This window comes from Streptomyces sp. NPDC053665 (assembly GCF_055585285.1).
Map to the genome: position 1 here is coordinate 914,363 of NZ_JBVJKK010000001.1, position 26,604 is coordinate 940,966.

Consider the following 26,604-nt stretch of genomic DNA (forward strand, 5'->3'; position numbering starts at 1 on the left):
GCTCACGCCTCCGCGGCGGGGACGCGGACCGGTGCGGCCGGGGCGGCCGGGGCGGGGTCCTGCGGGTCCTTGGGGACGCCGCGCAGGATGGAGTTGCCCTCGTGGGTGGTCCCGGTGCCGGCGACGTCGAGGCGCAGCCGGCCGCTGAGCCCGTAGAAGGCGACGGGGTTGCGCCACAGCACCTGGTCGACGGTGTCCTCGTCGAAGCCCTCGGCCAGCATCAGGTCGCCGACCTTGCGGGTCTTCAGCGGGTCGCTCCTGCCCCAGTCGGCGGCCGAGTTGACCAGGACCTGCTCGGGGCCGTAGGCGCGCAGGACGGCGACCATGCGCTCCTCGTCCATCTTGGTGTCCGGGTACACGGAGAAGCCGAGCCAGCAGCCGCTGTCCTTGGCCTCCTTGACGGTGGTCTCGTTGAGGTGGTCGACCAGGACGTGGCCGGCGGGCAGGGCGGACTCCCGGACGACGTCGAGGGTGCGGCGCAGCCCGGCGAGCTTGTCGCGGTGCGGGGTGTGCACCAGGGCGGGCAGGCCGTGGTCGGCGGCCAGTTGGAGCTGTGCGGCGAGGGCGGTGTCCTCGGCGGGGGTCATGGAGTCGTAGCCGACCTCGCCGACGGCGACGACGTTGTCCTTGACGAGGTAGCGGGGCAGTTCGTCCAGGACGGGCGTGCAGCGCGGGTCGTTGGCCTCCTTGGGGTTGAGGGCGATCGTGCAGTGGTGGGCGATGCCGTACTGGGCGGCGCGGAAGGGTTCCCAGCCGAGCAGGGCGTCGAAGTAGTCGCGGAAGGAGGCCGGGGAGGTCCGGGGCTGGCCGAGCCAGAAGGAGGGTTCGACGACGGCGCGCACACCGGCGGTGTACATGGCCTCGTAGTCGTCGGTGGTGCGGGACGTCATGTGGATGTGGGGGTCGAAGATGCGCATCAGGACTCCTTGCCGTGGGGGTGGTCCGCGCCGGGGGTGCCGGGCACGGACTCGGTCAGGTCCAGGACGCGGTGCAGGTCCTCGGGGACGGCGCGGCCGGCGGCGGTGCGCTCGGCGGCGTAGTCGGCCAGCATGCGGGCGAGTTCGCCGTCGCTCCGGGCGCGTTCCGGCAGGTCCGCCACCTGTTCGACGGGGACGCCGGTGAACAGGCACTTCAGTACGGCGTGGCGCCAGGCGTGCGGGTCGAGGTGCCGGGCGGCGTACGGGCCGACGGCGGCGGCGAGCAGCCGGGTGTCGTTGGTGCGCAGGGCGTCCTCGACGAGCGGGAGGGCGCCGGGGCCGGGCACGAGGTGGGGCAGGGCGTGCAGGACGGCCCGGCGTTCGTCGGCGGTGCCCTGGAAGTACACCCGGGTCAGGGCCTCGGTGTCCGCGCGGGCGGCGTCCAGGATGAGGACGCGGGCGGCGTCGGCGTGGGCGGTCCCGCAGCGGCGCCCGGCCTCGGCGAGGCGCAGCTCCCACACGGAGATGGGCCCGTGCAGGCCGGGGTGGGCGGCGGCTTCGTCGAGGGCGTGGTCGAGCCAGGCGCGGGCGGCCGGTTCGAGGTGGGCGGTGAGTCGCCGGCGGAGGTCGTCGAGCGAGGGGGAGACGGTGGCGCCGGTGCGGGCGGTTCTCGCCGCGTGGGTGGCGCGGGTGCCTGTCATCTGCTGCTCCCTTCAGGGGATGCGGAGGGAGCGCCGTGGGGTGGCGCGGACTGCGGGGAGGCCGGGGCGGGCCGGTGCGGTGGGTGGGCCGCGGCCTGCTCGGCATGGCGGAGGAACGGGAGGGACCGCTCGGCCTGCCGGGGCCCCTCGTGGGAGTGCCGGGGCAGTTCGACGACGGTCAGGCCCTGGTAGCCGGTAGCGGCGAGGGCCGCCAGGACCGGCGGGAAGTCGATCTCCCCGTCCCCGAACGGGAGGTGTTCGTGCACCCCTCGGCGCATGTCCTCGATCTGCACGTGCCGCAGCCAGGGGGCGGCCTCGCGTATGCACTCGGCGGGCGACCGGGGCTCCAGGCACTGGCAGTGGCCGATGTCGAGGGTGAGTCCGAGGGGTTCGGGGTCGCCGAGGGCCGTGCGCAGGCGGTGGAAGTCGGCGAGGGTGGCGAGCAGGTGGCCGGGCTCCGGTTCGACCGCGAGCGGGATGCCGGCGGCGGAGGCGGCTTCCAGGACCGGGGTGAGGGTCTCGGTGAGACGCTTCCACGCGGTGTCCGTGTCGGTGCCGTCGGGCACGACGCCGCTGAAGCAGTGGACGGCGAGGGCCCCCAGGTCGGCCGCGACCCGGACGGCCCGGACGAGCAGGTCGACGCGGCGGGCGCGGTCGCCGGCGTCCGGGTCGAGCAGGGACGGGCCGTGCTTGCGCCGCGGGTCGAGCACGTAGCGGGCCCCGGTCTCCACGGTGACGTCCAGGCCGAGCGCGTCCAGCCGCTTCGCGACCCGGTGGGTGCGGGCGGCCAGGTCGGGCGCGAGCGGGTCCAGGTGCATGTGGTCGAGGGTCAGCCCGACCCCGTCGTACCCGAGGTCGGCGAGCAGGGACAGCGCGTCGGCGAGCCGGAGGTCGGCGAGCCCGTTGGTGCCGTAGCCGAAGCGGAGGGAGGAGGGCGGGTCGTCGGGGTGTGCTGCGGGGGCACCCGTCGTACGGTTCCGGCCGCTGTCGGGCCCGGGGACCTCGGAGCTCATGTGACGCTCACCTTCTTCGCGAAACGGGCGCCGAGCGGGGCGAGGGCGGCGACGAGGACCGCGCTGGCCGGGCCCTTGGCGCGGGCGGCCAGGGCGGCCTGGAGGGGGATGGTGGCCCGGATGCCGGCGCCCACGGCGCGCTGGGTGAGCGGGGGCGAGGGGTTCAGCGCGGCGTGGAGGTAGGGACGGGCGGTCCCGGCGGCGTAGGCGGCCGCGAGGGCGGTGGTCAGCAGGGCGGCGGGGTCCGGGCGCCCTGGCCGTCCGGCGAGGAGGGTGGCGAGCGACGCGGCCTGTCCCCGGAGCCCTCGGCCTCCGGTCGGCCCGGGGCGCGGTCCATGGCCCGCGGACTTCGCGGGGTCGTGTGCCGGCGGGCCGGGCCGGCGGGCCGTCCGCCGGGTCAGCAGCGCGGTCGCCGCGAGGGCCGCCAAGGGGGCCAGGGGTGAGCCGCCTTGTGCCTCCTGGCGGGAGACGGTCGTCACGGCCACGGTGTGGGTGCCCAGCAGGGCCGCCGAGGGCACGGCCGGGCGGGTGCGGCCGGTGGTGGCCGCGGCTCCCATGAGCAGGTCCAGTCCCCGGGCCGCGCCCATGGCCACGGGCCCGGCGGGGGTGTGCTTCAGGCCGAGGTCGTACGCCCAGACGGTCGCCGCCAGGGGGGCGGCGACGGCCAGGGCGGGGCCGGCGACCGCGGCCAGGGCCAGCCCCGCGCCGGTGAGTGCACCGGCCGCCGCGAGGGCGGCTCCGGGGCGGACCCGTCCGGAGGGCAGGGGGCGGTGGGGGCGTTCGACGGCGTCGACCTCGCGGTCCGCCCAGTCGTTGAGGGCCATGCCGGCCTCGTAGAGACAGAGCGAGGAGCCGACGGCGAGCAGCGTGCGCGCGTTGGGCGCGGCCCCGGCCGCGGCGGCACCGGCCAGGGCGTCACCGGGGACGCTGAACAGGGCGGGCAGCCGCAGCAGTTCCGCCCAGGCACGCCGCCGGTCAGCACGCCGTGCACGGACGCCGGCGCGGGGGGCCGCGCCGGGGGCGGGGGCTTCGGCGACCTCGGGCCCGCCCCGACCGGACGCAGCAGCCGCCCAGTCCTCGTGTCCGGACGGGTCGGGAACCGCGACGGCGAGTCGACCGCCATCGGGCGTGTCGGCACCGGCGGTGTCGGGGCCGGCACCGCCGGACGAGCCGGGCGCGGCGATCGCGGACCGGCCACCGTGGGACGGGTCGGAAGCGACGGCTGTGGACCGACCACCGTGGGACGGGTCGGAAGCGGCGGCTGTGGACCGACCGCCGCCGGACGGATCGCAGACGGCGGCTGTGGACCCGCGCCCACCGGGCGAACCCGGAGCTGCATCCGCAGGTCGGCAGCCACGGGACGCGTCGGGAGCAGCAGCCGCAGGCCCGCCGCCGGTGGACGGGTCGCAAGCGACCGCCGCGGACCGGCCGCCGTGTGACGCGTCGACGGCGACGGCTGCAAGCCCGTCCCCACCGGACGAGCCGAGAGCAGCAGCCGCAGCGCCGCCACCCGGGGACGAGTCGGGAGCGGCGGCCGCAGGCCCGCCGTCGTCGAGCCGACCGGACGCAGCAGCCGCCACCCAGTCCTCGTGCGACGGGTCGGGGGCCGCGACGGCGGGTCGACCGGCTTCGGGCGTGTCGGCACCGACGGTGTCGGGCCCGGCACCGGCGGACTCGCCGGGCGCGGCGGTCGCGGGTCGAGCGGCGCGCGACGAGCCGGCGGCCGCAGCCGCAGGCCGGTCGCTCTCGGACGGGTCGGGGGGCGGGAGCCGGCGCAGGGTCACCGGGGCTCCCCCGTTCCCTCGGCGCCCTTCACCGCCCGAGCGGCACGTCTCTGCTCGCCCGCAGACGTGCCACCCGAGGCACCACCGCTCTCCCCGCCGCCCCGCGCCGCCCCCCTCGCGTCCGAGCGCTCGTCCTCAACTCGTCCGGGCACCGGCGTGTCACCGCGCTCCCCCTCCGACCGCCCCAGGCTCCGTGCGAAGCGCGTCAGTTGCTCGTACTGTTCGGACAGCCCGGAGGGGCCCTCGCCCACCGGGTCCTTGAAGTAGAAGCCCAGGGGGCCCAGGGGGCCCGCCAGGCCCTTCTCGTGGGCCCGGGCGGTGAGCCGGGCGAGGTCGAGCACCAGGGGTGCCGCGAGCGCCGAGTCGCAGCCCTGCCAGATGGTCTGGAGGACCATGCGGGTGCCGAGGAAGCCGTCGAAGGCGATGTGGTCCCAGGCGGTCTTCCAGTCGCCGAGGGCGGGGACGTCGTCGATGTGGACCTCCCCCTCGGGGACCGTCCCCAGGGTGTCGGCGAGGACGCGTTCCTTGCCGGCGTTCTTCGCCGCGGCGGCCGCCGGGTCGGCGAGGGCCGCGCCGTCGCCGCCGCCCAGCAGGTTCGTGCCGGACCAGGCCCGGACCGCCAGCGCGCGCTGCGCGAACATCGGCCCGAGGACGGCCCGCAGCAGGGTCTGGCCGGTCTTGCCGTCCCGGCCCGCGTGGGGCAGGCCGCTGCGTCCGGCCTCGCGGGCGGCGACGGGGTGGTGCATGCCCTCGGACGGCGTGAAGTTGACGTAGGGGCAGCCGGCGCGCAGGGCCGCCAGGGCGTAGAGGGTGCTGGCGGGGAGCGGGGTGCCGGGGCCTGCGGAGGCGGGTTCGGTGGAGGCGACGTTGACCACCACGGTCCGCTCCAGCCCGTGGCGGCGGGCGAAGTCGCGGATGTCGTCCGCGAAGGCCGCGATCAGTTCGGCCTCGCTCCGGGTGTCGCCGGGTGTGGGGCCGCCGGGCCTGATCTCCCGGTCGGCGGCGGCGAGTTCCGCGGCCACGGCGGTGGCGGTACCCGGCGGCAGCACGCCTCCCGCGGTGAGGGACTCGGCCCGCTTGGGCAGGGGGCAGTCGAGGGTGTCGTGGCCGCCGAAGACGAGGTCGGACAGAGCGGGCAGGCCGCTGTCGGCGAAGGCGGGTGTCTCGGTGACCATGCCGGTGGGCGGGTGCAGTCCCGCCGTGACGGCGGCACACCCCGTGACGACGGTGGTGGCGACGGAGCCGCGGGCTCCGATCAGCCACACCCCCACACGCGGTCGGGAGAGGGACGCGGACATGGGCAGCCTCCTGGTCGTGCGCGAACCCGGTGGGGAGGGAGACGGTGGGGAGGGAGACGGTGGGGAGGGAGACGGCGGGCGGGGGTCCGGCGTCCCCCGCCCGCCGCCGTTTCAGTCGCCCTTGACGGGCAGTTCCTTCAACTGGATGTTGCGGAAGGCGACCTTGTCGCCGGCGCCGTGGTTCTGCAGGCCGATGTAGCCGTCGGTCAGGCTCCGCCCGGGGTCCTTGTTGGTGAAGTCGTTGATCTTGACTCCGTTGAGGAACACCTGGAGGCGTTCGCCGCGGACCTTGATCTCGTAGGAGTTCCACTGGCCGGGCGGCCGCAATACCTGGTCACGGGCCTTGATGTCGGCCGACTTGAAGGAGTAGACGGCGCCCGTGGTGCGGTCGGGCGCGTCCGTGGCGTCGATCTGGATCTCGTAGCCCTTGTCCACCGCGGACCAGGGGTCGTCGGAGGCCGGGAAGCCCACGAAGATCCCGGAGTTGTCGTCGCCCCGCATCTTCCAGTCGAGCTTGAGCGAGTACGACTTCAGCTCCTTGGCCTGGTACCAGAGCAGGCCCATGCCGCCCTCGGACTCCATCACGCCGTCCTTGACGACGAACTTGCCGGGACCGGCCTGCTTCCAGCCGTCCAGGGTCTGGCCGTTGAAGATCTTCCGGTAGTCCTTGCTCGGCTTGCAGTCCGCCTTGACCTGGCCGGTGGCGTACTGCAGGCCGCCGAGCAGGTGGGCGCGGAACGCCTCGTCGGTGTAGGACTCCTTGGTGTGGCCGCCGCCGGTGTAGAAGGAGCGGCCGCCGCCGTAGCTCTGGCACCAGGCGATCGGGTGGTCGCCCTTCATGTTCCCGCCCTGGTAGGTGGTCTCGTCCAGGGTGGCGAGGACCTTGGCCTGCTCACGCGGGTTGGTGCGGTAGTTGTACCACTCGTCGGTGCGCTCCCAGGCGTCGCCGAGGTGCGTGGTGGCCGGGTGGTCGTGGTCCTCGACACGGACGGTGGCCTTCTGGATGGCCGGGTGCGAGTCGAAGTAGGCGCCGACGAGGCCGCCGTAGAACTCCCAGTCGTACTCGGTGTCGGCCGCCGCGTGGATGCCCATGTACCCGCCGCCGCCCGCCACGTAGTCCTCGAACGCCTTCTGCTGCGCGGCGTCGAGCACGTCGCCGGTGGTCGACAGGAAGGCGACCGCGTCGTACTTGGCGAGGTTGGTGGTGGTGAACTGCCTGGCCTCCTCGGTGGCGTCGACCGTGATGCCGGCCGGGGCGCCGAGCTCCTTCAGCGCGGTGATGCCCGCCGGGATGGAGTCGTGGCGGAAGCCCGCGGTCTTCGAGAAGACCAGGACCTTCTTGCCGCCCTTGAACGGCTGCTTGGAGAACTCGAAGTCGTCCACGTCGAACAGCGCGCCCTCGCCGCCCCTGAAGACCAGGTAGACGTCGGTGGTCTTCTTGGGCAGTGCCCTCAGGGGCACGTCGACGTTCTGGAAGGTCTCCCAGCCGCCGGTCGGCGGGATGTAGGCCGAGCCGTGCAGCGGGCCCTCGGGCGAGCCGGTGCGCAGTTCGACGAAGCCGCCCGCGCCACCGGAGGAGGCTCGTACGGTCACCTTCTTCTGCCCGTCGAAGCGGTAGGGGCTGAAGGAGATCCAGTCGCCGTCGTGGACGTCGCCGACGGTCTTGCCGCCGTTGGCGCCGGTCTTGTCGATGACGGACACGCCGGACTGCTTGGTGAAGTGCTCGGCCTGGCGGTGCAGCGGCTGGAGCACGGTGCGGGCGGTGCCGGTGAGCGCCTCCTGGCCGTTGGCGCCGGAGTCCGTGTAGCTGGCGCCGACGACGCCGTAGATGTTGGCGTTGGGGTCGTGGCCTCCGTCACCGGGGGGCGGCTTCAGGGTTCCCTCGCAGCCCGTCTCGCTGGTCAGCTCGTGGGCGTGGGAGTCGTGGCCGAGGCTGTAGGCGACCTTGACCTTGGAGCAGTCGACGGTCTCCTCGGGGTCGGTGACGGTCACCTTGAAGGGCACGGGCTCACCGAAGGCGGCCAGGGAGCCGTTGCCGGGGACATCGATGCGCACCTTGGGCTCGGTGTTGCCGACGACGATCCGCACACTGGCGTTGCCGGTGTTGCCCTCGGGGTCCTTGGCGGTGAAGGTGGCGCTGTAGGTGCCGACCTTCCTGTACGTGTGGGTGGGGGTGAGGCCCTCGCCCTTGGTGCCGTCGCCGAAGTCCCAGCTGTAGGTGAGCTGCGGGGAGTCGGCGTCCTTGGCGGAGGCGGTGAACCTGACCTTGAGACCGGCCGCGCCGGAGGTCTTGTCGGCGCTCACCTCGGCGATCGGGGAGAAGCCGTCCTCGGCGTTCTCGATGCGGTACAGCGCGGAGTTCTCGTCGCCCTGGAACCAGGAGACGCCGTAGTCGAGGACGTAGAGCGCGCCGTCGGGGCCGAACTCCATGTCCATGATCTGGGTGCCGGTCCACGGGAAGTCGTTGATCTTCGCGACCGTGCCGTCGTCGTTCTGCTCGATCCGCTTGATCCAGCGGCGGCCGAACTCACCGGCGAAGAAGTCGCCGTCGTAGGCCTCGGGGAACTTCACGCCGGAGTCGAGGTCGGGGTCGTAGCGGTAGACCGGTCCGGCCATCGGGGACTCGGAGCCGCTGCCGAACTCGGGTACGGAACCGCCGTCGTAGGGGATCCAGGCGGCCTGCGCGGGCGGCAGGTCGACCAGGCCCGTGTTGTGCGGCGAGGTGTTCTTCGGGGCGGCGCAGTCGAAGGCCTCGCCGGACTCCTTGGTGGCGAAGTCGTAGTCGACGTACGGGTCGTTGTCGCCGGTGCAGAAGGGCCAGCCGAAGTTGGCGGCCTTGGTGACCTTGGCGAACTCGACCTGTCCGGCCGGGCCGCGCTTGGGGTCGGCGGCGCCCGCGTCGGGGCCGTAGTCGCCGACGTAGACGGTGCCGGTCTTGTCGTCGACGCTCATCCGGAACGGGTTGCGGAAGCCCATCGCGTAGATCTCGGGGCGGGTCTTCTCGGTGCCGGGGGCGAAGAGGTTGCCCTCCGGGACGGTGTACGAGCCGTCCTCGGCGACCTTGATGCGCAGGATCTTGCCGCGCAGGTCGTTGGTGTTGCCGGAGCTGCGGCGGGCGTCGAAGGCCGGGTTGCGGTTCGGCCGGTCGTCGATGGGGGTGTAGCCGTCGGAGGCGAAGGGGTTGGTGTCGTCGCCGGTCGACAGGTAGAGGTTGCCGTCCGCGTCGAAGTCGATGTCGCCGCCGACGTGGCAGCAGGTGCCCCGGGAGGCCGCGACGTCCAGGACCTTCTTCTCGCTGGCCACGTTCAGCGTGCCGTTGGCGTTCAGCGTGAAGCGGGAGAGGCGGTTGACGCCGTCGAACTTCTCGAAGTCCGCGGCGGTGCCGGTCTCCGGAGCGTCGCCCGCGGGGGTGTCGAGCGGTGGGGCGTAGTAGAGGTAGATGGCCCGGTTCTTCTCGAAGTCCGGGTCGATGCCGACGCCTTGGAGGCCCTCCTCGTCGTGGCTGTAAACGTCGAGCTTGCCGGCGACCTTGGTGACGCCGCCCTGGTCGGTCAGGCGCAGTGTGCCGTCGCGCGAGGTGTGCAGGACGCTGCGGTCCGGGAGCACGGCGAGCGACATGGGCTCGCCCATCTCGGGTTCGCCCTTGGCGAGCGGAACCTGCTGGAACTGCCCCTCGGCGGCGGCCGGTCCGTCGTGCTCGGGGTGGCCGGGGTGGGCTCCGGCCATCCCGGCCGGGGTGCCCACGGCCAGGAGCAGGCCGGTGAAGAGGGCGAGAGAGGTGCGAAGCCTGGGCCGCCTGGGGGTGCGGGTGGTGCTGATTCTGCTTCTGTGCACGAAGTCCCTCCGGGAACGGGGTGGGCCGTACGGGGTGGGTCGAAGACGTGCGGTGCGGGCGCCGGGGTGCGCCGTCACCCCGGACATGTGCGTGTGTCCTGAACACTTCAAGGACGGTAACCGGGTCCGTCCGGCGCGAACACCCCTTGTGCCAGCATCGGTTGAACTTTTTCCCATCGCTGGACAAAGCGGTGTCCGCGCAGGTCGGAGGGGGGACCGGCGATGCTGCCGGCCCCCGGTCCCCGGCCTGCGCCGGTGCCCCGATCAGCTGTTGAACGCCGCGTCGAAGGACGCGCTGGGCGGCTCGAAGTCGAAGGCTTTCAGCCGGGTCAGGGCCTCGGGCGCCCCCTGGAGCCGGTCCATCCCGGCGTCCTCCCACTCGACGGAGACCGGCCCCTGGTAGTCGATGGAGCGCAGCATCCGGAAGACGTCCTCCCAGGGCACGTCGCCATGCCCGGCGGAGACGAAGTCCCAGCCGCGCCGCGGGTCGCCCCAGGGCAGGTGCGAGCCGAGCCGGCCGTTGCGGCCGTCGAGGCGCTTGCGGGCCTCCTTGCAGTCGACGTGGTAGATCCGGTCGCGGAAGTCCCACAGGAAGCCGACCGGGTCGAGGTCCTGCCACACGAAGTGCGAGGGGTCGAAGTTCAGGCCGAACGCCGGGCGGTTCCCGACGGCCTCCAGAGCCCGCCGGGTCGTCCAGTAGTCGTAGGCGATCTCGCTGGGGTGGACCTCGTGCGCGAAGCGCACGCCCTCGGCGTCGAAGACGTCCAGGATCGGGTTCCAGCGGTCGGCGAAGTCCTGGTAGCCCCGTTCGATCATCGCGTCGGGCGCGGGCGGGAACATGGCGACCAGGTGCCAGATGGCGGAGCCGGTGAAGCCGACGACGGTGCGCACACCGAAGGCGGCCGCCGCGCGGGCGGTGTCCTTCATGCGCTCCGCGGCCCGCTGCCGGACCCCTTCCGGGTCGCCGTCGCCCCAGACCGCCTCCGGCAGGATCGCCTGGTGGCGTTCGTCGATGATGGCGTCGCAGACGGCCTGGCCGACCAGGTGGTTGGAGATCGCCCAGCACTTCAGGCCGTACTTGTCGAGGAGCTGGTGTCTGGACTCGACGTAACCGGGGTCGCTCACTGCCTTGTCGACCTCGAAGTGGTCGCCCCAGCAGGCCAGTTCCAGGCCGTCGTAGCCGAAGTCACGGGCCAGTCGGCAGACCTCCTCCAGGGGCAGGTCAGCCCACTGGCCGGTGAACAGGGTGAAGGTGCGCGGCATCCTGCGGGCCTCCTCAGAGGGCGATCGGCGTGTAGACGGAGTTCTTCTCTGCGCTCTCCTCGACCGCGGCGAGCACCCGCTGCACCTGGAGCCCGTCGGTGAAGGAGGGGTCGGGGCGGCGGCCCTCGGCGACGGCGTGGACGAGGTCGCGGGCCTGGTGGACGAAGGTGTGCTCGTAGCCGAGGCCGTGGCCCGGCGGCCACCAGGCGTCCAGGTAGGGGTGGTCGGGTTCGGTGACCAGGATCCGACGGAAGCCGGCCTCCGCGCCCGGCCCGGTCCCGTCGTGGAAGGACAGTTCGTTCAGCCGCTCCAGGTCGAAGGCGAGCGAGCCGCGCTCGCCGTTGAGTTCGATGCGCAGCGCGTTCTTGCGGCCCGTGGCGTAGCGGGTGGCCTCGAAGGAGGCGAGGGCGCCGGAGGGGAAGCGGGCCGTGAACAGGGCCGCGTCGTCCACCGTGACCTCCCCGGCACCGGCCCCCGTGACCGCGGACAGTCCGCTGCCGGCGCCGGTGGGCAGGGGCCGTTCGCGCACGAAGGTCTCCGTCAGCGCGGAGACCCCCGCCAGCGGCTCCCCCACCAGGTACTGGGCGAGGTCGACGATGTGCGCGCCCAGGTCGCCGAGCGAGCCGGACCCGGCCTGCTCCTTGCGCAGCCGCCAGGTCAGCGGGAACTGCGGGTCGACCAGCCAGTCCTGGAGGTACGTCACGCGCACGTGCCGCAGCCTGCCCAGGCGGCCGTCGGCGACCATCCGGCGGGCCAGCGCGGTGGCCGGCACCCGGCGGTAGTTGAAGCCGACCATGGCGATCTGGCCGCGTCCGTACGCCTCCTCGGCCGCCCGGGCCATCGAGGTGGCCTCCTCGACGGTGTTGGCCAGCGGCTTCTCGCACAGCACGTGCTTGCCCGCGGCCAGGGCGGCCAGCGCGATCTCGGCATGGCTGTCGCCGGGGGTGCAGATGTCGACCAGGTCGACGTCGTCGCGCTCGACGAGGGCGCGCCAGTCGGTCTCGGTGGACGACCAGCCGTGCCGGCCGGCCGCCGCCCGCACCGCGCCGGCGTCCCGGCCGCAGATCACGGCCATCACGGGATCCATCGGCAGGTCGAAGACCCGGCCCGCGGTGCGCCACCCCTGGGAGTGGGCGGCGCCCATGAAGGCGTATCCCACCATCCCCACGCGCAGGGGTGGCTTCCCTGCCTCGGTCCCTTCCGGCTGCGCTTGCGGCTGTCCCATACGGGTGTCCTCCTCGTCCTGGTGGGGATGGCGCACGTGGGGGGTGCGGGCGGAATCACTTGAAGCCGGTGGACATGTACTGGTCGATGTTGGTCTTGTCGACGACGGCCGAGTAGAGCGTGAGCGACGACGGGATCTCGAACTCGGCGAGCCCGCCGATGCCCTTGCCCTGGCCGAGGGCGCGGGCGAGGTCGATCGCGGAGGCCGCCATGGTCGGCGGGTACAGCACGGTCGCCTTGAGCACGCCGTCGTCCTGCTTGATGGCCTGGAAGGCGGACAGCGCGCCGGCGCCGCCGACCATCAGGAAGTCGTCGCGCCCGGCCTGCTCGATGGCCCGCAGCGCGCCCACGCCCTGGTCGTCGTCGTGGTTCCACAGCGCGTCGAACTTCGACTGCGCCTGGAGCAGCTGGGCCATCTTGACCTGGCCCGACTCGACGGTGAACTCGGCGGCCTGGCGGGCGACCTTCTTGATGTTGGGGTAGTTCTTCAGGGCGTCGTCGAAGCCCTGCGTGCGCTGCTTGGTCAGCTCCAGGTTGTCCAGGCCGGCCAGCTCGATGACGCGGGCGTCCTTCTTGTCCTTGAGCTTCTCGCCGATGTAGTGGCCGGCGTTGAGCCCCATGCCGTAGTTGTCGCCGCCGATCCAGCAGCGGTAGGCCTGCGGGGTGTTGAAGATGCGGTCGAGGTTGACGACGGGGATGCCGGCGCGCATGGCCTTCAGACCGACCTGGGTGAGGGCCTTGCCGTCGGCGGGCAGCACGACCAGGACGTCGACCTTCTTGTTGATGAGGGTCTCGATCTGGCCGATCTGCTGGGCGGTGTCGTTGGAGCCCTCGGTGATCTCCAGGGTGACGTCGGAGTACTTCTCGGCGCGGCTCTTGGCGTTGTCGTTGATGGCGTTGAGCCAGCCGTGGTCGGCCTGCGGTCCCGCGAAGCCGATGGTGACCTGCTTGCCCGGCTTGTCGTCGGCGGCCGGCTGGTTGTTCCCGGCCGGCTCGTCCTTGGACTCGGACGGCTCGTTGCTGGTGCACCCCGTGATGAGGGCCCCGGCGGAGACGGCGGCGGCCCCGAAGAGCAGCCCTCTGCGACTGGTGATCTCTGGCATGGCGGTGAACCCTTTCCTCAGGTCGTGCTCGCGGTACGGCGCTGGACCAGCACGGCGGCGACGATGATCGCGCCCTTGGCGATCTGCTGGACGTCGCTCTGCAGGTTGTTCAGGGCGAAGATGTTGGTGATCGTGGTGAAGATCAGGACGCCGAGGACCGAGCCGGTGATGGTGCCGCGGCCTCCGGTCAGGAGCGTGCCGCCGATGATCGCGGCGGCGATGGCGTCGAGTTCGTAGAGGTTGCCGTTGGTGTTCTGGCCGGAGCCGGACAGGATGATCAGCAGGAAGGCGGCGATGCCGCAGCACAGCCCGGACAGCAGGTAGAGGTAGAGCCGCTGGCGGCGGACGTCGATGCCGGCGAGCCGGGCGGCCTCCGGGTTGCCGCCGACGGCGACCGTGCGGCGGCCGAAGGTGGTGCGGTTGAGCACCAGCCAGCCGATCACCGTGACGACGGCGAACACCAGCACCAGCGGCGGGACGCCCAGCACGTAGGCGTCGCGCTCGCCGAGGTCCAGGACCGACGGCACGGTGACGATCTGCGTCTTGCCGTCGGTGATCTGCAGGGCGAGGCCCCGGGCGGAGGCCAGCATGGCGAGGGTCGCGATGAACGGCACCATCGCGCCGTAGGCGATGAGCATCCCGTTGACCAGCCCGCAGCCGACGCCGACGACGACCGCCGTGAAGAGGATGCCGAGGAAGCCGTACTCCTGGGTGGCGACGGTCGTGGCCCACACCGAGGCGAGCGCGACGATGGCACCGACCGACAGGTCGATGCCGCCGGAGACGATGACGAAGGTCATGCCGACGGTGACGACGCCGATCACGGACGCCTGGGTGAGGACGAGTTGGAGGTTGCGGGTGTCGAGGAACTCGTCGGGCTTGGTGATGCCGCCGATGAGGACCAGCACGGCGAGGACGCCGAGCAGGGACAGGGTGCGGACGTCGGCGCGGGCCATCAGGCCGCGCCAGGCGGGGGGCTGGGCCTGGGACACCTTCGTGGTGCTGCTGTCCCGCGGCGGGGAGACGGGCTGCGTCATGACGCCGGGCTTCCTTCCATGACCAGGTCGAGTACGCGGTGTTCGTCGAGTTCGCGCGCGGGCGCCGTGTGGACGACCCGGCCCTCGCGCAGGACCAGCACGCGGTCGGCGAGGCCGAGCACTTCGGGCACCTCGCTGGAGACCAGCAGCACGGCCAGGCCCTCGTCGGCCAGGCGGCGGATGACCGCGTAGAGCTCGGCGCGGGCGCCCACGTCGACGCCTCGGGTGGGTTCGTCGAGCAGCAGCACCTTGCAGCCGCGCAGCAGCCAGCGCGCGAGCACGGCCTTCTGCTGGTTGCCGCCGGACAGGGTCCGCACGGGCACGGAGGGGTTGTCGGGTCTGAGCGACAGTTCGCGGGTGGCGGCCCGGGCGGCCCCGAGTTCGGCGCCCCGGTCGACCCAGCCGCCGCGCGAGAAGCGGGACATGGAGGAGACCGACACGTTGCGGGTGACGGACTCCAGCATCAGCAGGGCCTGCGCCTTGCGCTCCTCGGGGGCGAGCCCGAGTCCGGCGCGGACGGCGGCGCGCACGCTGCCGGGCTTCAACACCCGCCCGTCGACCAGCACCTGACCGGTCGTCGGTCTGCGGGCGCCGTAGACCGTCTCCAGGATCTCGGAGCGGCCCGAGCCGACGAGTCCGGCCAGGCCGACGATCTCACCGGGCCGCACCTCCAGGTCCAGCGTCTCGAACTCGCCCTGCCTCGACAGCCCCCGCACGGTGAGGACGGGCTCGGCGGCCGGCGGGGTCAGGGGCCGCTCCGGGAAGACGTACTCGACGTTGCGGCCGGTCATCAGGGCCACGACCTCGCGGGTAGGGGTCGATTCGGCGGGCAGTCCGTTCGCCACGGCCCGGCCGTCCTTCAGCACGGTCACCCGGTCGCCGATGCGGCGGATCTCCTCCAGGCGGTGGGAGATGTAGACGACGGCGACGCCCGCGGCGGTCAGGTCGCCGACGATGCGGAAGAGGTTGTCCACCTCGTCCGGGTCGAGGGCGGCGGACGGTTCGTCCATCACGATGAGCCGCACGTCGTGGGAGAGCGCCCGGGCCATGGAGACGATCTGCTGCTGCGCCGCGGACAGGTCCCCGACGAGCCGGGCGGGATCGATCTCCCCGTGACCGAGCCGCTTCAGCAGCGCGGCGGTCGACTCCTTCGCCACCCGGCCCCGGACGACGAAGCCGGCCGCGGTCGGCTCGTGCCCGAGGTGGACGTTCTCCGCGACGGAGAGGTGCTCCACCAGGTCGAGTTCCTGGTAGATGGTCGCGATGCCCAGCCGCATGGCGGCGATGGGCGACCGGAGGGTGACCTCCTCGCCGCGCCACCGGATGACGCCCGTGTCGGGCTGGTGCGCGCCGGCCAGGACCTTGATGAGGGTCGACTTGCCGGCGCCGTTCTGGCCGAGGAGGCAGTGCACCTCGCCGGCCAGGACGTCGAGGTCGACGCCGTCGAGGGCCCGGACTCCGGGGAAGGACTTGGTGATGCCGGACATGCTGAGCAGCGGTGGTTCTGGTGCCATGCGGATTCCCCTTGGCGGGCGGGCCGGTGACAGGGCGCTTGCCGGGCAGACGTGTGCGGCGCAGGGGCAGGGCGAAGCAGGGCGCCGTGCCGGGTGAGCCGTGCCTGGACCGGGTGCGGTGCGGTGCGGGTGCGTGCGGTGGGCCGTACTGGGGCGGTGCCGTACTGGGGCGGTGGGCCGTACTGGGGCGGTGGGCCGTGTCGGGATGCGGTGGGCGTGCCGGGATGCGGTGGGCTGTGCCGGGATGCGGTGGGCTGTGCCGGGTGCTGTGCTGCCGTGCTGTCGGGAGGGACTACGCGGGAGAGAACAGGTGGTCGCTGATGAGCCGGGCCGCTCCGGTCACCCCGGCCGCGGGCCCCAACTCGCCCAGGACGATGGGCAGATTGCCGGTCGCCAGGGGCAGCGACTGGCGGTAGACCTGGGTGCGGATCGCGGCGAGCAGGGTGTGGCCGAGGCCGGTCACCCCGCCGCCGATCACCACCAGGCCCGGGTTGAAGAAGCTGACCAGGCCGGCGATGACCTGGCCGGTGCGGTTGCCGCCCTCCCGGATCAGCTCGAGGGCGGTGGCGTCCCCGGCGGCCGCGGCGGTGGCGACGTCGGCGGCGGTGAGGCCACCGGCGGTCTCCAGCCGTGCGGCCAGTTCCGGGGAGAGCCCCTGCTGGGCGGCCTCCAGGGCGTCGCGGGCGAGGGCCGCTCCGCTGAAGTGGGCCTCCAGGCAGCCTCGGTTGCCGCAGGCGCACGGGCGGCCGTCGGGCACGGCCTGGATGTGCCCGATGTCGCCGGCGCTGCCCGTCGTACCGCGGTAGACCTCACCGCCGACGACGATGCCGCAGCCGATGCCGGTGCCGATCTTGACGCAGAGGAAGTCGGCGACGGTGCGGGCGACGCCCGCGTGCTGCTCCCCCATCGCCATCAGGTTCACGTCGTTGTCGACCATGACCGGGCAGCCGAGTTCCTGGCTGAGGGCCTCCCGCACGGGGAAGCCGTCCCAGCCGGGCATGATCGGCGGTGCCACCGGGATGCCCTCGGGGAAGCGGACCGGGCCCGGGACGCCGATGCCGGCGCCGTCGAACCCCTCCGCGAGCCCGGAGGCCCGCAGTTTCGCCGCCATCGCCAGGACCTGCTCGAAGACCGCGACCGGTCCCTCGCGCACGTCCATGGGCTGGTTGATGTGCCCGAGGGTCTCCAGCTCGGCGTTGGTGACGGCGACGTCGATCGAGGTCGCGCCGATGTCGACGCCGAGGAAGCGCAGTTCGGGATTGAGCCGGATGTTGTGGCTGCGGCGCCCGCCGCGCGAGGCGGCGAGTCCGTCGGCCACGACCAGCCGCGTCTCCAGCAGCCGGTCCACCTCCACGGCCAGCTTGGACCGGGAGAGGTCCACCTGGTCGCCCAGCTGTGCGCGGGAGTTGGGGCCGCCGTCGCGCAACAGCCTGAGGAGTCGGGCCTGGTGAGCGTTCCCGGGTCGTGCGGTCATACGTCTCACGAGCCCCTCCCCGCCTCTTTCGGCCTCTGCGCGCCGGTTTTCCGCCACCGTCGGTGGCGTGCTTTCGGAGGGAACGTAGCAGTGGCTGCCGGGGCTGGGAAGAAGTCGCGCAGGAATTGCCGCCCACTTCTTCCACTCAGAGGACAAAGACGGGGAGACGACCTTCCCTCATCCGGCGAAGAGGACATTCCGGCAGGCGTCTGCCCGCCCGTCCCGTGCCTAGGAACGCTCCCGCGCGTGGTACGACCGCCGGGTGTGCTCGGTGTGTTCGCGCATCAGGTGCGTGGCCCGCTGCTCGTCCCGCGCGGCCACGGCGGCGATGAGCTCGCGGTGCTCGATCCAGGACTGCCCGCCGCGCTGCCGGGCCACCGGCGTGTAGTACCAGCGCACGCGCCGGTCGACCTGCGCGGCGAGTTCGGCGAGGACCGCGTTGCCGGCCAGCTCCATGATCTTGGCGTGGAAGCGGGCGTTCACGGCGACGGCGCCGTCCACGTCGTCGGCCTCGACGGCCTTCTCCCCTGCCGCGCACAGGGCTTCCAGGTCGGCGATGCCGGCGCTGTCCGCGTTCGCCGCGGCCAGCCGGGCCGCCTCGGCCTCCAGGAGCGTACGGACCGTGAGGAGCTGGTCGGCCTCCTCCTCCGTCGGCTCGTGCACGAACGCGCCCTGGGCGGGCCGCAGATCGACCCACCCCTCGGTGTTGAGCCGCTGGAGCGCCTCGCGCACGGGCTGCCGCGACACGCCCAGGTGCCCGGCGAGTTCGCTCTCGACGAGGTGCTGACCGGGCTGGAGGGCGCGGGTGGTGATGAGTTCGAGCAGCGCCTCGTAGACGCGGTCGCGCAGCGGTCCCGGGCGTTCCAGCTTGGGTACCGCCCCCTGGGGCAGTCCTGTCGACAGCATCGCGGTCCCCCTCCTCGGCTGAGCCGTGCGGAGCGCGGCGGAAGCCCGTGTCGCCGCGGATCCAGTATCGATTGTCTTTCGTCTACAGTCTACGGCGCACCGGTGCCAGGGCTTCGGGGAGTCGACCGCGTCACATCGACCCGGCGTTCAGGGGCAGCGCACGACCTGTCCCGCGTAGGACAGGTTCCCGCCGAAGCCGAACAGCAGGACCGGGTCGCCGGAGGTGAGCGCGCCCTGCTCGACGAGCTTGGAGAAGGCCAGCGGGATGCTCGCGGCCGAGGTGTTGCCGGACTCGGTCACGTCGCGGGCGACGACCGCGTTCACGGCGCCGATCTTCTCGGCGAGGGGCTCGATGATGCGCAGGTTCGCCTGGTGCAGCACCACCCCGGCGAGGTCGGCCGGTGCGAGCCCGGCGCGCTCGCAGGCCCGGCGCGCGATGGGGGGCAGCTGGGTGGTGGCCCAGCGGTAGACGCTCTGCCCCTCCTGGGCGAAGCGCGGCGGGGTGCCCTCGATCCGCACGGCGTGCCCCATCTCGGGCACCGACCCCCACAGCACCGGCCCGATGCCCGCCTCTCCGGCGGCCTCCACCACGGCGGCCCCGGCCCCGTCGCCGACCAGGACGCAGGTGCTGCGGTCGGTCCAGTCGGTGACCTCGGACATCTTGTCGGCGCCGATGACCAGCGCCCGGCTCGCCCCGCCCGCGCGGACGGCGTGGTCGGCGGTGGCCAGGGCGTGAGTGAACCCGGCGCAGACGACGTTGAGGTCCATGGTGGCGGCCTGCGGGACGCCGAGGCGGGCGGCGACCCGCGCGGCCGCGTTGGGCGAGCGGTCGACGGCGGTGGAGGTGGCGACCAGTACCAGGTCGATGTCGGCCGGGGTCAGCCCGGCCGAGGCGAGGGCCTTGGCAGCGGCGTGTGCGGCGAGTTCGTCGACGGGCTCGTCGGGTCCGGCGATGTGGCGGGTGCGGATGCCCACCCGGCTCCTGATCCACTCGTCACTGGTGTCCACCAGGCCCGCCAGGTCCTCGTTGGTGAGCACCTTGGCGGGCTGGTAGTGGCCGACGGCGGCGATGCGCGAGCCGTTCATTGGGCGGGTCCCCCTCGTTGCCTTGGGTAGCGGGTCCACCAGTCTGAACAGTGACTCACGGGTACGACGGCAGCCGAGGCGACAGGAAACGGTCGCCCGGGTTGTCGGCTTCCGTCAGCACCTCGGACGTCCGGACACCTGTCGAACGACCTCCCGGCCCTGCCGGCCGGCCCGGTCCGGACGACCGTCCCTAGCCGGTGAACAGCTGGGTCGCCTTCCGGATCAGTTCGTACAACCCGTAGGCGAGCGGCACCCCCACCCACACCCAGGCGAAGGCGATCAGCCACCGGCGGCCCGGGCTAGGCGGACTCTGACTGCTGTCGTTCGACATGCGCGGCCTCCCTCTGTGCCGGGATGTGATGACGCGGGGCGACGGGCCGGACCAGTTCGTTGGCCATGAAGCCGACGACGAGCAGGCCGATCATGATGACGAAGGACAGCCCGTACAGGGACGCTCCGTGCCGGCCCGCCTCCTCCTGCCGGTCGGCGATCCAGTTCACGATGAGCGGCCCGAGCACCCCGGCCGTGGACCAGGCGGTCAGCAGCCGCCCGTGGATGGCGCCGACCTGGTACGTACCGAACAGATCCTTCAGATAGGCGGGGATCGTGGCGAATCCGCCTCCGTAGAAGGACAGGATGACCAGCGCGCACAGGACGAACAGGGGTTTGGACGAGTCGCCGAACAGGGCGATGAGGGTGTACATCAGGGCGCCGGCGCCCAGGTAGACGCGGTAGATGTTCTTGCGTCCGATCAGGTCGGACGTCGAGGACCAGCCGAGGCGGCCGGCCATGTTCGCCGCGGACAGCAGCGCCACGAATCCGGCGGCGGCGGTCACCGACACCGGAGTGGAGGTGTCCGCGAAGAAGTCCGTGATCATCGGCGCGGCCTTCTCCAGGATGCCGATGCCGGCGGTGACGTTCAGGCAGAGCACCACCCACAGCAGCCAGAACTGCGGGGTGCGGACGGCCTGTTTCGCGGAGACCTGCGGACCGACGGGGGTCTGCGTCGCGGTGGCCCGCTCCTCGGGGGCAGGACGCGGGACCCGGACCAGAAGCACACCCAGCAGCATGAAGACGGCGTACGACAGCCCGTGCACGAGGAAGGCCAGCGCGATGCCGGAGCTGTCGGATCCGAAGGACTCCAGCATCTGCGCGGACCACGGCGAGGCGATGAGCGCGCCGCCGCCGAACCCCATGATGGCGATGCCGGTGGCCATGCCGGGGCGGTCCGGGAACCACTTGATCAGGGTGGAGACCGGGGAGATGTAGCCGATACCGAGTCCGATGCCGCCGACGAAGCCGTAGCCGAGGACGATCAGCCAGTACTGCTCCGACGACGCGCCCAGCGCGGACAGGAGGAACCCGGAGGAGAAGCAGAGCAGGGCGACGGTCATGGCCCAGCGCGGGCCCCTGCGCTCCACGAGCGTGCCGCCGAACGCGGCGGACAGTCCCAGCATGACGATGCCCAGCTGGAAGGGCAGCGCGCTCTGCGTGCCGCTGAGGCCGAGCGCGGACTCCAGCGGTGGCTTGAACACGCTCCAGGCGTAGGCCTGTCCGATGGAGAGATGGACCGAGAGAGCGGCGGGCGGAACGAGCCAGCGGCTCCAGCCCGGGGGTGCGACGGGGGGACTCATGAACCCCGGACGGTAGGACTCCGCAACCGCGTTGAGAAGGCGGTCCGCGATCCGTGTGCGACGAGCGGTACCCGGCATGCGCCGAACGGTCGGCGCGCGGACCCTTGCCGCGGCAACTTCCATACTGTAGACAATATTTCGTCGACACAAGTCCTGCATGAGCCAAGGGCGGGCCGGACAGCCGCCGTTGGCCCCCCACCTCCGCGGTATCCCTCGAACCGAACGGAGTGCCTTCGTGAAAGTCGCAGTTCTCGGTGCCGGTGCCATCGGCGCCTATGTCGGCGCCGCGCTCCACCGCGCGGGCGTCGACGTGCATCTCATCGCCCGTGGACCGCACCTGGCGGCCATGAGGCGGCACGGGGTCCGGGTGCTCAGCCCGCGCGGCGACTTCACCGCGCACCCCCACGCCACCGACGACCCCGGCGAGGTCGGCCCGGCCGACTACGTCTTCCTGGGATTGAAGGCCAACGCGTACGCGGCGTGCGGGCCGCTCGTCGCGCCCCTGCTGCACGAGGGCACGGCCGTGGTGGCGGCCCAGAACGGCATCCCCTGGTGGTACTTCCACCGGCACGGCGGCCCCCACGACGGCCGCCGGATCGAGAGCGTGGACCCGGGCGGCGCGGTCAGTGCGGTGCTCGCGCCCGAACGGGCCGTCGGCTGCGTCGTCTACGCGGCGACCGAACTCGAAGGGCCGGGCGTCGTACGGCACGTGGAGGGCACCCGGTTCTCCCTCGGCGAACCCGACCGCAGCCGCTCGGCGCGCTGCCTCGACTTCTCCGAGGCCCTGCGGGCGGGCGGCCTGAAGTGCCCGGTCGAGCCGGACCTGCGCAGTGACATCTGGGTCAAACTGCTCGGCAACATCTCCTTCAACCCGATCAGCGCCCTGGCCCGCGCGACCATGCGGCAGATGTGCCGGCACGGCGGCACCCGCAGGGTCATCGAGATCATGATGACCGAGACCCTCGCGGTCGCCGAGGCCCTGGGGTGCGAGGTCGGGGTCTCCGTCGAGCGCCGGCTCGCGGGCGCCGAACGGGTCGGCGACCACCGCACCTCCACGCTTCAGGACCTGGAGCGCGGCAAACCGCTCGAACTCGACGTCCTGCTCGCGGCCGTCGTCGAACTGGCGGAGATCACCGGCGTGGACGTGCCCACCCTGCGCACCGTGCACGCCCTCTCGGACCTGCTCGCGCTGAGGAGCGCCGCATGAGGAAACGCGACCGGACCCCCAGGACCTACACCCGGCTCACCCACCCGCTCGTGAGGGACTCCCGCGACGAGCCGTTCCGCCGCGCCACCTGGCAGGAGGCCCTGGACCGGGTGGCCCGCGGCCTGGAGCGCAACCGCGGCGCCTTCGGCATGTTCTCCTGCGCCCGCGCCACCAACGAGATGAACTACGTGGCGCAGAAGTTCGCCCGGGTCGTCATGGGCACCAACAACGTCGACTCCTGCAACCGCACCTGCCACGCCCCGAGCGTGGCGGGGCTGTCGGCGGCGTTCGGCTCGGGCGGCGGCACGTCGTCGTACGAGGAGATCGAGCACACCGACGTCATCGTGATGTGGGGCTCCAACGCCCGCTTCGCCCACCCCATCTTCTTCCAGCACGTGCTGAAGGGGATCAGGAACGGCGCCCGGATGTACGCAGTGGATCCGCGCCGGACGTCGACCGCCGAGTGGGCCGAGAGCTGGCTGGGCCTGAACGTGGGCACGGACATCCCGATGGCGCACGCGATCGGCCGCGAGATCATCCACGCCGGGCTGGTGAACGAGGCGTTCGTCGAGCGGGCCACGACCGGCTTCGAGGAGTACCGGGCCCTGGTCGAGCCGTGGACGCCGTCCCTCGCCGAGAAGGTGACGGGCGTACCGGCCGCGGCGATCCGGGAGCTGGCCCACGCCTACGCGCGGGCCGAGCGCGCCCAGTTGTGCTGGACGCTCGGCATCACCGAGCACCACAACGGCACCGACAACGTGCGCGCCCTGATCAACCTGTCCCTGCTCACCGGGCACGTGGGCCGCTGGGGATCGGGGCTGCAACCGCTGCGCGGGCAGAACAACGTGCAGGGCGGCGGTGACATGGGCGCGATCCCCAACCGGCTGCCCGGCTTCCAGGACATCCTGGACCCCGACACGCGGCTGAAGTTCGCATCGGCCTGGGACACCGTCATCCAGCCCCACTACGGCCTGAACCTCACCGAGATGTTCGAGGCGATGGAGGACGGCAGCCTGAGGGCCGTCTACTGCATCGGTGAGAACCCGGCCCAGTCGGAGGCCGACAGCGAGCAGGCCGTACGGCGGCTGAAGGCGCTCGACTTCCTGGTCGTGCAGGACATCTTCCTGACGAGGACGGCCGAGCTGGCGGACGTCGTCCTGCCCGCCACGGCCGGCTGGGCGGAGACCGAGGGCACCACCACCAACAGCGAACGGCGCGTCCAGCGCGTCCGCCGGGCCGTCACCCCGCCCGGCGAGGCCCGCGAGGACATCGACATCCTCTGCGACCTCGCGGCCCGCCTCGGCCACGACTGGAAGTACGCCGACGCCGAGACCGTGTGGAACGAGCTGCGGTCCCTCTCGCCGGACCACTACGGCATGACCTACGAGCGGCTGGAGGAGCACCAGGGCATCCAGTGGCCCTGCCCCAGCACCGACGGGCTCGAACCGCCGTACCTGCACGGCAGGTTGTGGGACCCGGAGCCGGCCCGGCGCGGGCGGCTCGCGCCGTTCGGGATCGTGCGGCACGACCCGCCCGTGGACCTCACCGACGAGCGGTACCCCGTCCGGCTCACCACCGGGCGGCGCCTCGACTCCTACAACACCGGGGTGCAGAGCGGCGGTTACGCCTCCCCGCTGCGCCGCGGCGAATACGTCGAACTGTCCCCGGAGGACGCCGAGCACTACGGGGTGGTGGTCGGGGAGCAGGTGCGGGTGACCTCGCGGCGCGGGTCGGTGACGGCGCCGGTGTGGGTGGACCCCGCGCTGCGCCCCGGGCTCGCCTTCATGACCATGCACTTCCCCGACGAGGTGGACACCAACGCGCTGACGATCGAGGCCAACTGCCCGATCGCCGGGACGGCGGAGTTCAAGGCGTCGGCGATCCGGATCGAGAAGCTGCCCATCGCGACCATCGTGGGGTGAACGCAAGTGGACCTGCACTTCGGTGACGGCAAACCGACGGACGAGGAACGGGCGGCCGTCGACGCCCTGCTCGGGCCTCCCGAGTCCTCCTGGGAGGGCGCCGACCGCACCGATGCGGATCTGCGGTGGGCGCGGGGCGGACGCGAGGCCCGGGACCGCCGCGAGCTGCTGCTGCCGGGGCTGCACGCGATCAACGACCGGATCGGCTGGATCAGCGAGGGCGCCCTGGGCTACCTGTGCCGCCGGCTGACCGTGCCGCCGGCGGAGGCGTACGGGGTCGCCACCTTCTACGCCATGTTCTCGGTGCGGCCGCGTCCGGCGACCGTGCTGCACGTGTGCACCGACCTGGCGTGCGCGGCGGCCGGGGCGCCGGAGCTGTGCGCCGGGATCGAGGAGCGGCTCGGTCCGCGCGGCGGGGTGAGTGTGGAACGCAGTCCCTGCCTCGGTCTGTGCGAGCGTGCCCCGGCGGCAGTCGCCATCAGGGCCGGGGATCCGGTCCGCACGGCGGTCGCGGCCCCGGCGACGGTGGAGGGCGCCGTGCTCGCGGCGAGCGCCCCCGACTCGGCCCCCGAGGAACCGCCCGCCTCGCTCGCGGTGCCCCAGGCCGGGCAGGAAGGGCTGATGCTGCTGCACCGGGTGGGCGTGGTCGACCCGGCGTCCCTGGACGACTACCGGGCGCACGGCGGCTACACCGCCCTGCGCCGGGCCTTCGCGCTGGGGCCGGCCGGGGTCATCCGCGAGGTCACCGACTCCGGTCTGCTGGGCCGGGGCGGAGCCGCCTTCCCCACCGGGCGCAAGTGGCAGGCCACCGCCTCCCAGCCGGACCGCCCCCACTACCTCGTGTGCAACGCCGACGAGTCGGAGCCCGGCACCTTCAAGGACCGGGTGCTGATGGAGGGCGACCCGTACGCGCTCGTCGAGGCCATGACCATCGCGGGGTACGCCACCGGTGCCCACCGGGGCTACCTGTACCTGCGCGGCGAGTACCCGCGCGCCCTGCGCCGGCTGGAGCACGCGATCGGGCAGGCCCGGGCCCGGGGGCTGCTGGGCGACGACGTCCTCGGCCAGGGGTACGCCTTCGACATCGAGATCCGGCGCGGTGCGGGTGCCTACATCTGCGGCGAGGAGACGGCCCTGTTCAACTCCGTCGAGGGCCACCGGGGCGAGCCCCGCTCGAAGCCGCCGTTCCCGGTGGAGAAGGGCCTGTTCGGCAGGCCCACCACCGCGAACAACGTGGAGACGCTGGTCAACGTCCTGCCGATCCTGACCATGGGCGCCCCGGCGTACGCGGCGATCGGGACGGAGGGGTCGACCGGACCGAAGCTGTTCTGCGTCTCGGGCAGTGTGGAGCGGCCGGGCGTCTACGAGGTGCCGTTCGGCGCGACCCTGGGCGAGGTGCTGGCACTGGCCGGGGTGCGGGACGGGTTGCGGGCGGTGCTGCTCGGCGGGGCGGCCGGCGGTTTCGTCCGGGCCGACGAGACCGGCATCCCGCTGACCTTCGAGGGCACGCGCGAGGCGGGCACGACCCTGGGCTCCGGTGTCGTGCTGGCCTTCGACGACGGCGTGCCCCTGCCCCGGCTGCTGCTGCGCATCGCCGAGTTCTTCCGCGACGAGTCGTGCGGGCAGTGCGTGCCCTGCCGGGTGGGGACCGTGCGGCAGGAGGAGGCGCTGCGCCGGATCGTGGACCGCACCGGTGCCGGCGCCGCCGGGGACGTCGCCCTGCTGCGGGAGGTCGGCCGCGCGATGCGGGACGCCTCGATCTGCGGTCTGGGGCAGACCGCGTGGAACGCCGTGGAATCCGCCATCGACCGCCTGGGGGCGTACGCATGACCGTGACACCGCTGGGGATCCCGCGCCGGATGCTGGAGTTCACCCTGGACGGGCAGGAGGCCCGGGTCCCGGAGGGCTCGACGATCCTGGACGCGTGCCGGGCGGCCGGCAAGGACGTCCCGACCCTGTGCGAGGGCGACACCCTGCGGCCGAAGAACGCCTGCCGGGTGTGTGTCGTGGAGGTGGAGGGCGCCCGGACCCTCGTCCCCGCCTGCTCCCGCAGGGCCGAGCCGGGCATGGAGGTCCGCACGGACACCGAGCGCGCCCGGCACAGCCGGAAGATCGTCCTGGAGCTGCTCGCGTCCTCCGTCGACCTGTCCACCACGCCCCGGGTCGCCGAGTGGCTCAAGGAGTACGAGGCGAAGCCGGACCGCTTCGGCCCGGACGCGGCCCGGCTCGACGAGGAGCCGCGGGTCGACAACGACCTCTACGCGCGCGACTACGACAAGTGCATCCTCTGCTACAAGTGCGTCGACGCCTGCGGCGAGCAGTGGCAGAACACCTTCGCGATCGCGGTCGCCGGGCGCGGCTTCGACGCGCGGATCGCCGTGGAGCACGACGCGCCGCTGACCGACTCGGCGTGCGTGTACTGCGGGAACTGCATCGAGGTGTGCCCCACGGGCGCACTTTCCGCCAAGTCCGAGTTCGACATGCGTGCGGCGGGTACCTGGGACCCGTCGCGGCAGACGGAGACGACCACGGTGTGCGCGTACTGCGGAGTGGGCTGCAACCTGACGCTGCACGTACAGGACAATGAGATCGTCAAGGTCACCTCGCCGCACGACAACCCGGTGACCCACGGCAATCTCTGCATCAAGGGCCGCTTCGGCTACCAGCACGTACAGAACCGGGACTGA

General features: G+C 72.7%; 20 protein-coding genes. 4 read left to right on the forward strand and 16 right to left on the reverse strand.

What is annotated here, in order from left to right:
• Positions 1–2: 2 nt before the first annotated feature.
• The 16 genes from ACZ6ZN_RS03930 to ACZ6ZN_RS04005 form a co-directional block, all read right to left on the reverse strand.
• Entirely contained in the window at positions 3–917 is a 915-nt protein-coding gene (locus ACZ6ZN_RS03930; RefSeq protein WP_469642872.1) for a TatD family hydrolase, read from the reverse strand.
• Positions 917–1,618 carry an EboA domain-containing protein gene (locus ACZ6ZN_RS03935; protein ID WP_469642873.1) on the reverse strand — a complete coding sequence of 234 codons (702 nt, stop codon included), beginning with the start codon at positions 1,616–1,618 and terminating at the stop codon, positions 917–919. Before ACZ6ZN_RS03935 ends, ACZ6ZN_RS03930 begins: the two co-directional genes overlap by 1 nt.
• Entirely contained in the window at positions 1,615–2,631 is a 1,017-nt protein-coding gene (locus ACZ6ZN_RS03940) for a sugar phosphate isomerase/epimerase family protein (protein ID WP_469642875.1), read from the reverse strand. Before ACZ6ZN_RS03940 ends, ACZ6ZN_RS03935 begins: the two co-directional genes overlap by 4 nt.
• Positions 2,628–3,584 (reverse strand): SCO3242 family prenyltransferase, encoded by a 957-nt coding sequence (locus ACZ6ZN_RS03945; RefSeq protein ID WP_469643944.1) that lies wholly within the window; start codon positions 3,582–3,584, stop codon positions 2,628–2,630. The genes ACZ6ZN_RS03940 and ACZ6ZN_RS03945 overlap by 4 nt, the downstream gene beginning before the upstream one ends.
• Positions 3,585–4,411: 827 nt before the next feature.
• The gene (locus tag ACZ6ZN_RS03950) at positions 4,412–5,713 is read right to left on the reverse strand and encodes an inositol-3-phosphate synthase (protein WP_469642877.1); all 1,302 of its coding nucleotides are present in this window, start codon (positions 5,711–5,713) and stop codon (positions 4,412–4,414) included.
• A 111-nt stretch (positions 5,714–5,824) separates the two neighbouring features.
• Positions 5,825–9,547 carry a ThuA domain-containing protein gene (locus tag ACZ6ZN_RS03955; protein ID WP_469642879.1) on the reverse strand — a complete coding sequence of 1,241 codons (3,723 nt, stop codon included), beginning with the start codon at positions 9,545–9,547 and terminating at the stop codon, positions 5,825–5,827.
• Between the two features lie 264 nt (positions 9,548–9,811).
• On the reverse strand, positions 9,812–10,810 hold the full coding sequence (locus ACZ6ZN_RS03960) for a sugar phosphate isomerase/epimerase family protein (protein WP_469642880.1): 999 nt from the start codon (positions 10,808–10,810) through the stop codon (positions 9,812–9,814).
• Positions 10,811–10,823: 13 nt separating this feature from the next.
• A complete protein-coding gene (locus ACZ6ZN_RS03965; RefSeq protein ID WP_451879315.1) occupies positions 10,824–12,035 on the reverse strand; it encodes a Gfo/Idh/MocA family protein in 1,212 nt (403 codons plus the stop codon).
• A 55-nt stretch (positions 12,036–12,090) separates the two neighbouring features.
• Complete coding sequence (locus tag ACZ6ZN_RS03970) at positions 12,091–13,137, reverse strand: substrate-binding domain-containing protein (protein WP_469642883.1); 1,047 nt, start codon at positions 13,135–13,137, stop codon at positions 12,091–12,093.
• 17 nt (positions 13,138–13,154) lie between these two features.
• Positions 13,155–14,174, reverse strand: coding sequence for an ABC transporter permease (locus ACZ6ZN_RS03975; protein WP_451879314.1), 1,020 nt, complete (start codon positions 14,172–14,174; stop codon positions 13,155–13,157).
• Positions 14,171–15,688, reverse strand: a complete 1,518-nt coding sequence (locus ACZ6ZN_RS03980; RefSeq protein ID WP_469642885.1) for a sugar ABC transporter ATP-binding protein — start codon at positions 15,686–15,688, stop codon at positions 14,171–14,173. The genes ACZ6ZN_RS03975 and ACZ6ZN_RS03980 overlap by 4 nt, the downstream gene beginning before the upstream one ends.
• A gap of 292 nt (positions 15,689–15,980) precedes the next feature.
• Entirely contained in the window at positions 15,981–17,162 is a 1,182-nt protein-coding gene (locus ACZ6ZN_RS03985) for an ROK family protein (RefSeq protein WP_398109415.1), read from the reverse strand.
• A 228-nt stretch (positions 17,163–17,390) separates the two neighbouring features.
• Positions 17,391–18,068 carry a GntR family transcriptional regulator gene (locus ACZ6ZN_RS03990; RefSeq protein WP_469642887.1) on the reverse strand — a complete coding sequence of 226 codons (678 nt, stop codon included), beginning with the start codon at positions 18,066–18,068 and terminating at the stop codon, positions 17,391–17,393.
• Between the two features lie 147 nt (positions 18,069–18,215).
• Positions 18,216–19,154 carry a beta-ketoacyl-ACP synthase III gene (locus ACZ6ZN_RS03995; RefSeq protein ID WP_398109417.1) on the reverse strand — a complete coding sequence of 313 codons (939 nt, stop codon included), beginning with the start codon at positions 19,152–19,154 and terminating at the stop codon, positions 18,216–18,218.
• Positions 19,155–19,344: 190 nt separating this feature from the next.
• Positions 19,345–19,485, reverse strand: coding sequence for an MFS transporter small subunit (locus ACZ6ZN_RS04000; RefSeq protein ID WP_469642890.1), 141 nt, complete (start codon positions 19,483–19,485; stop codon positions 19,345–19,347).
• Positions 19,454–20,788 (reverse strand): OFA family MFS transporter, encoded by a 1,335-nt coding sequence (locus ACZ6ZN_RS04005; RefSeq protein WP_469642892.1) that lies wholly within the window; start codon positions 20,786–20,788, stop codon positions 19,454–19,456. The genes ACZ6ZN_RS04000 and ACZ6ZN_RS04005 overlap by 32 nt, the downstream gene beginning before the upstream one ends.
• Before the next feature lie 235 nt (positions 20,789–21,023).
• Between ACZ6ZN_RS04005 and ACZ6ZN_RS04010 the strand changes: the two genes are divergently transcribed.
• The 4 genes from ACZ6ZN_RS04010 to ACZ6ZN_RS04025 are packed head-to-tail and all read left to right on the forward strand — an operon-like array spanning position 21,024 to position 26,604.
• Positions 21,024–21,995, forward strand: a complete 972-nt coding sequence (locus ACZ6ZN_RS04010; RefSeq protein ID WP_469642893.1) for a 2-dehydropantoate 2-reductase — start codon at positions 21,024–21,026, stop codon at positions 21,993–21,995.
• Complete coding sequence (locus ACZ6ZN_RS04015; RefSeq protein ID WP_469642895.1) at positions 21,992–23,917, forward strand: molybdopterin oxidoreductase family protein; 1,926 nt, start codon at positions 21,992–21,994, stop codon at positions 23,915–23,917. The genes ACZ6ZN_RS04010 and ACZ6ZN_RS04015 overlap by 4 nt, the downstream gene beginning before the upstream one ends.
• Positions 23,918–23,923: 6 nt before the next feature.
• Positions 23,924–25,747 carry an NAD(P)H-dependent oxidoreductase subunit E gene (locus ACZ6ZN_RS04020; RefSeq protein ID WP_469642897.1) on the forward strand — a complete coding sequence of 608 codons (1,824 nt, stop codon included), beginning with the start codon at positions 23,924–23,926 and terminating at the stop codon, positions 25,745–25,747.
• Positions 25,744–26,604, forward strand: a complete 861-nt coding sequence (locus tag ACZ6ZN_RS04025; protein ID WP_469642899.1) for a 2Fe-2S iron-sulfur cluster-binding protein — start codon at positions 25,744–25,746, stop codon at positions 26,602–26,604. The genes ACZ6ZN_RS04020 and ACZ6ZN_RS04025 overlap by 4 nt, the downstream gene beginning before the upstream one ends.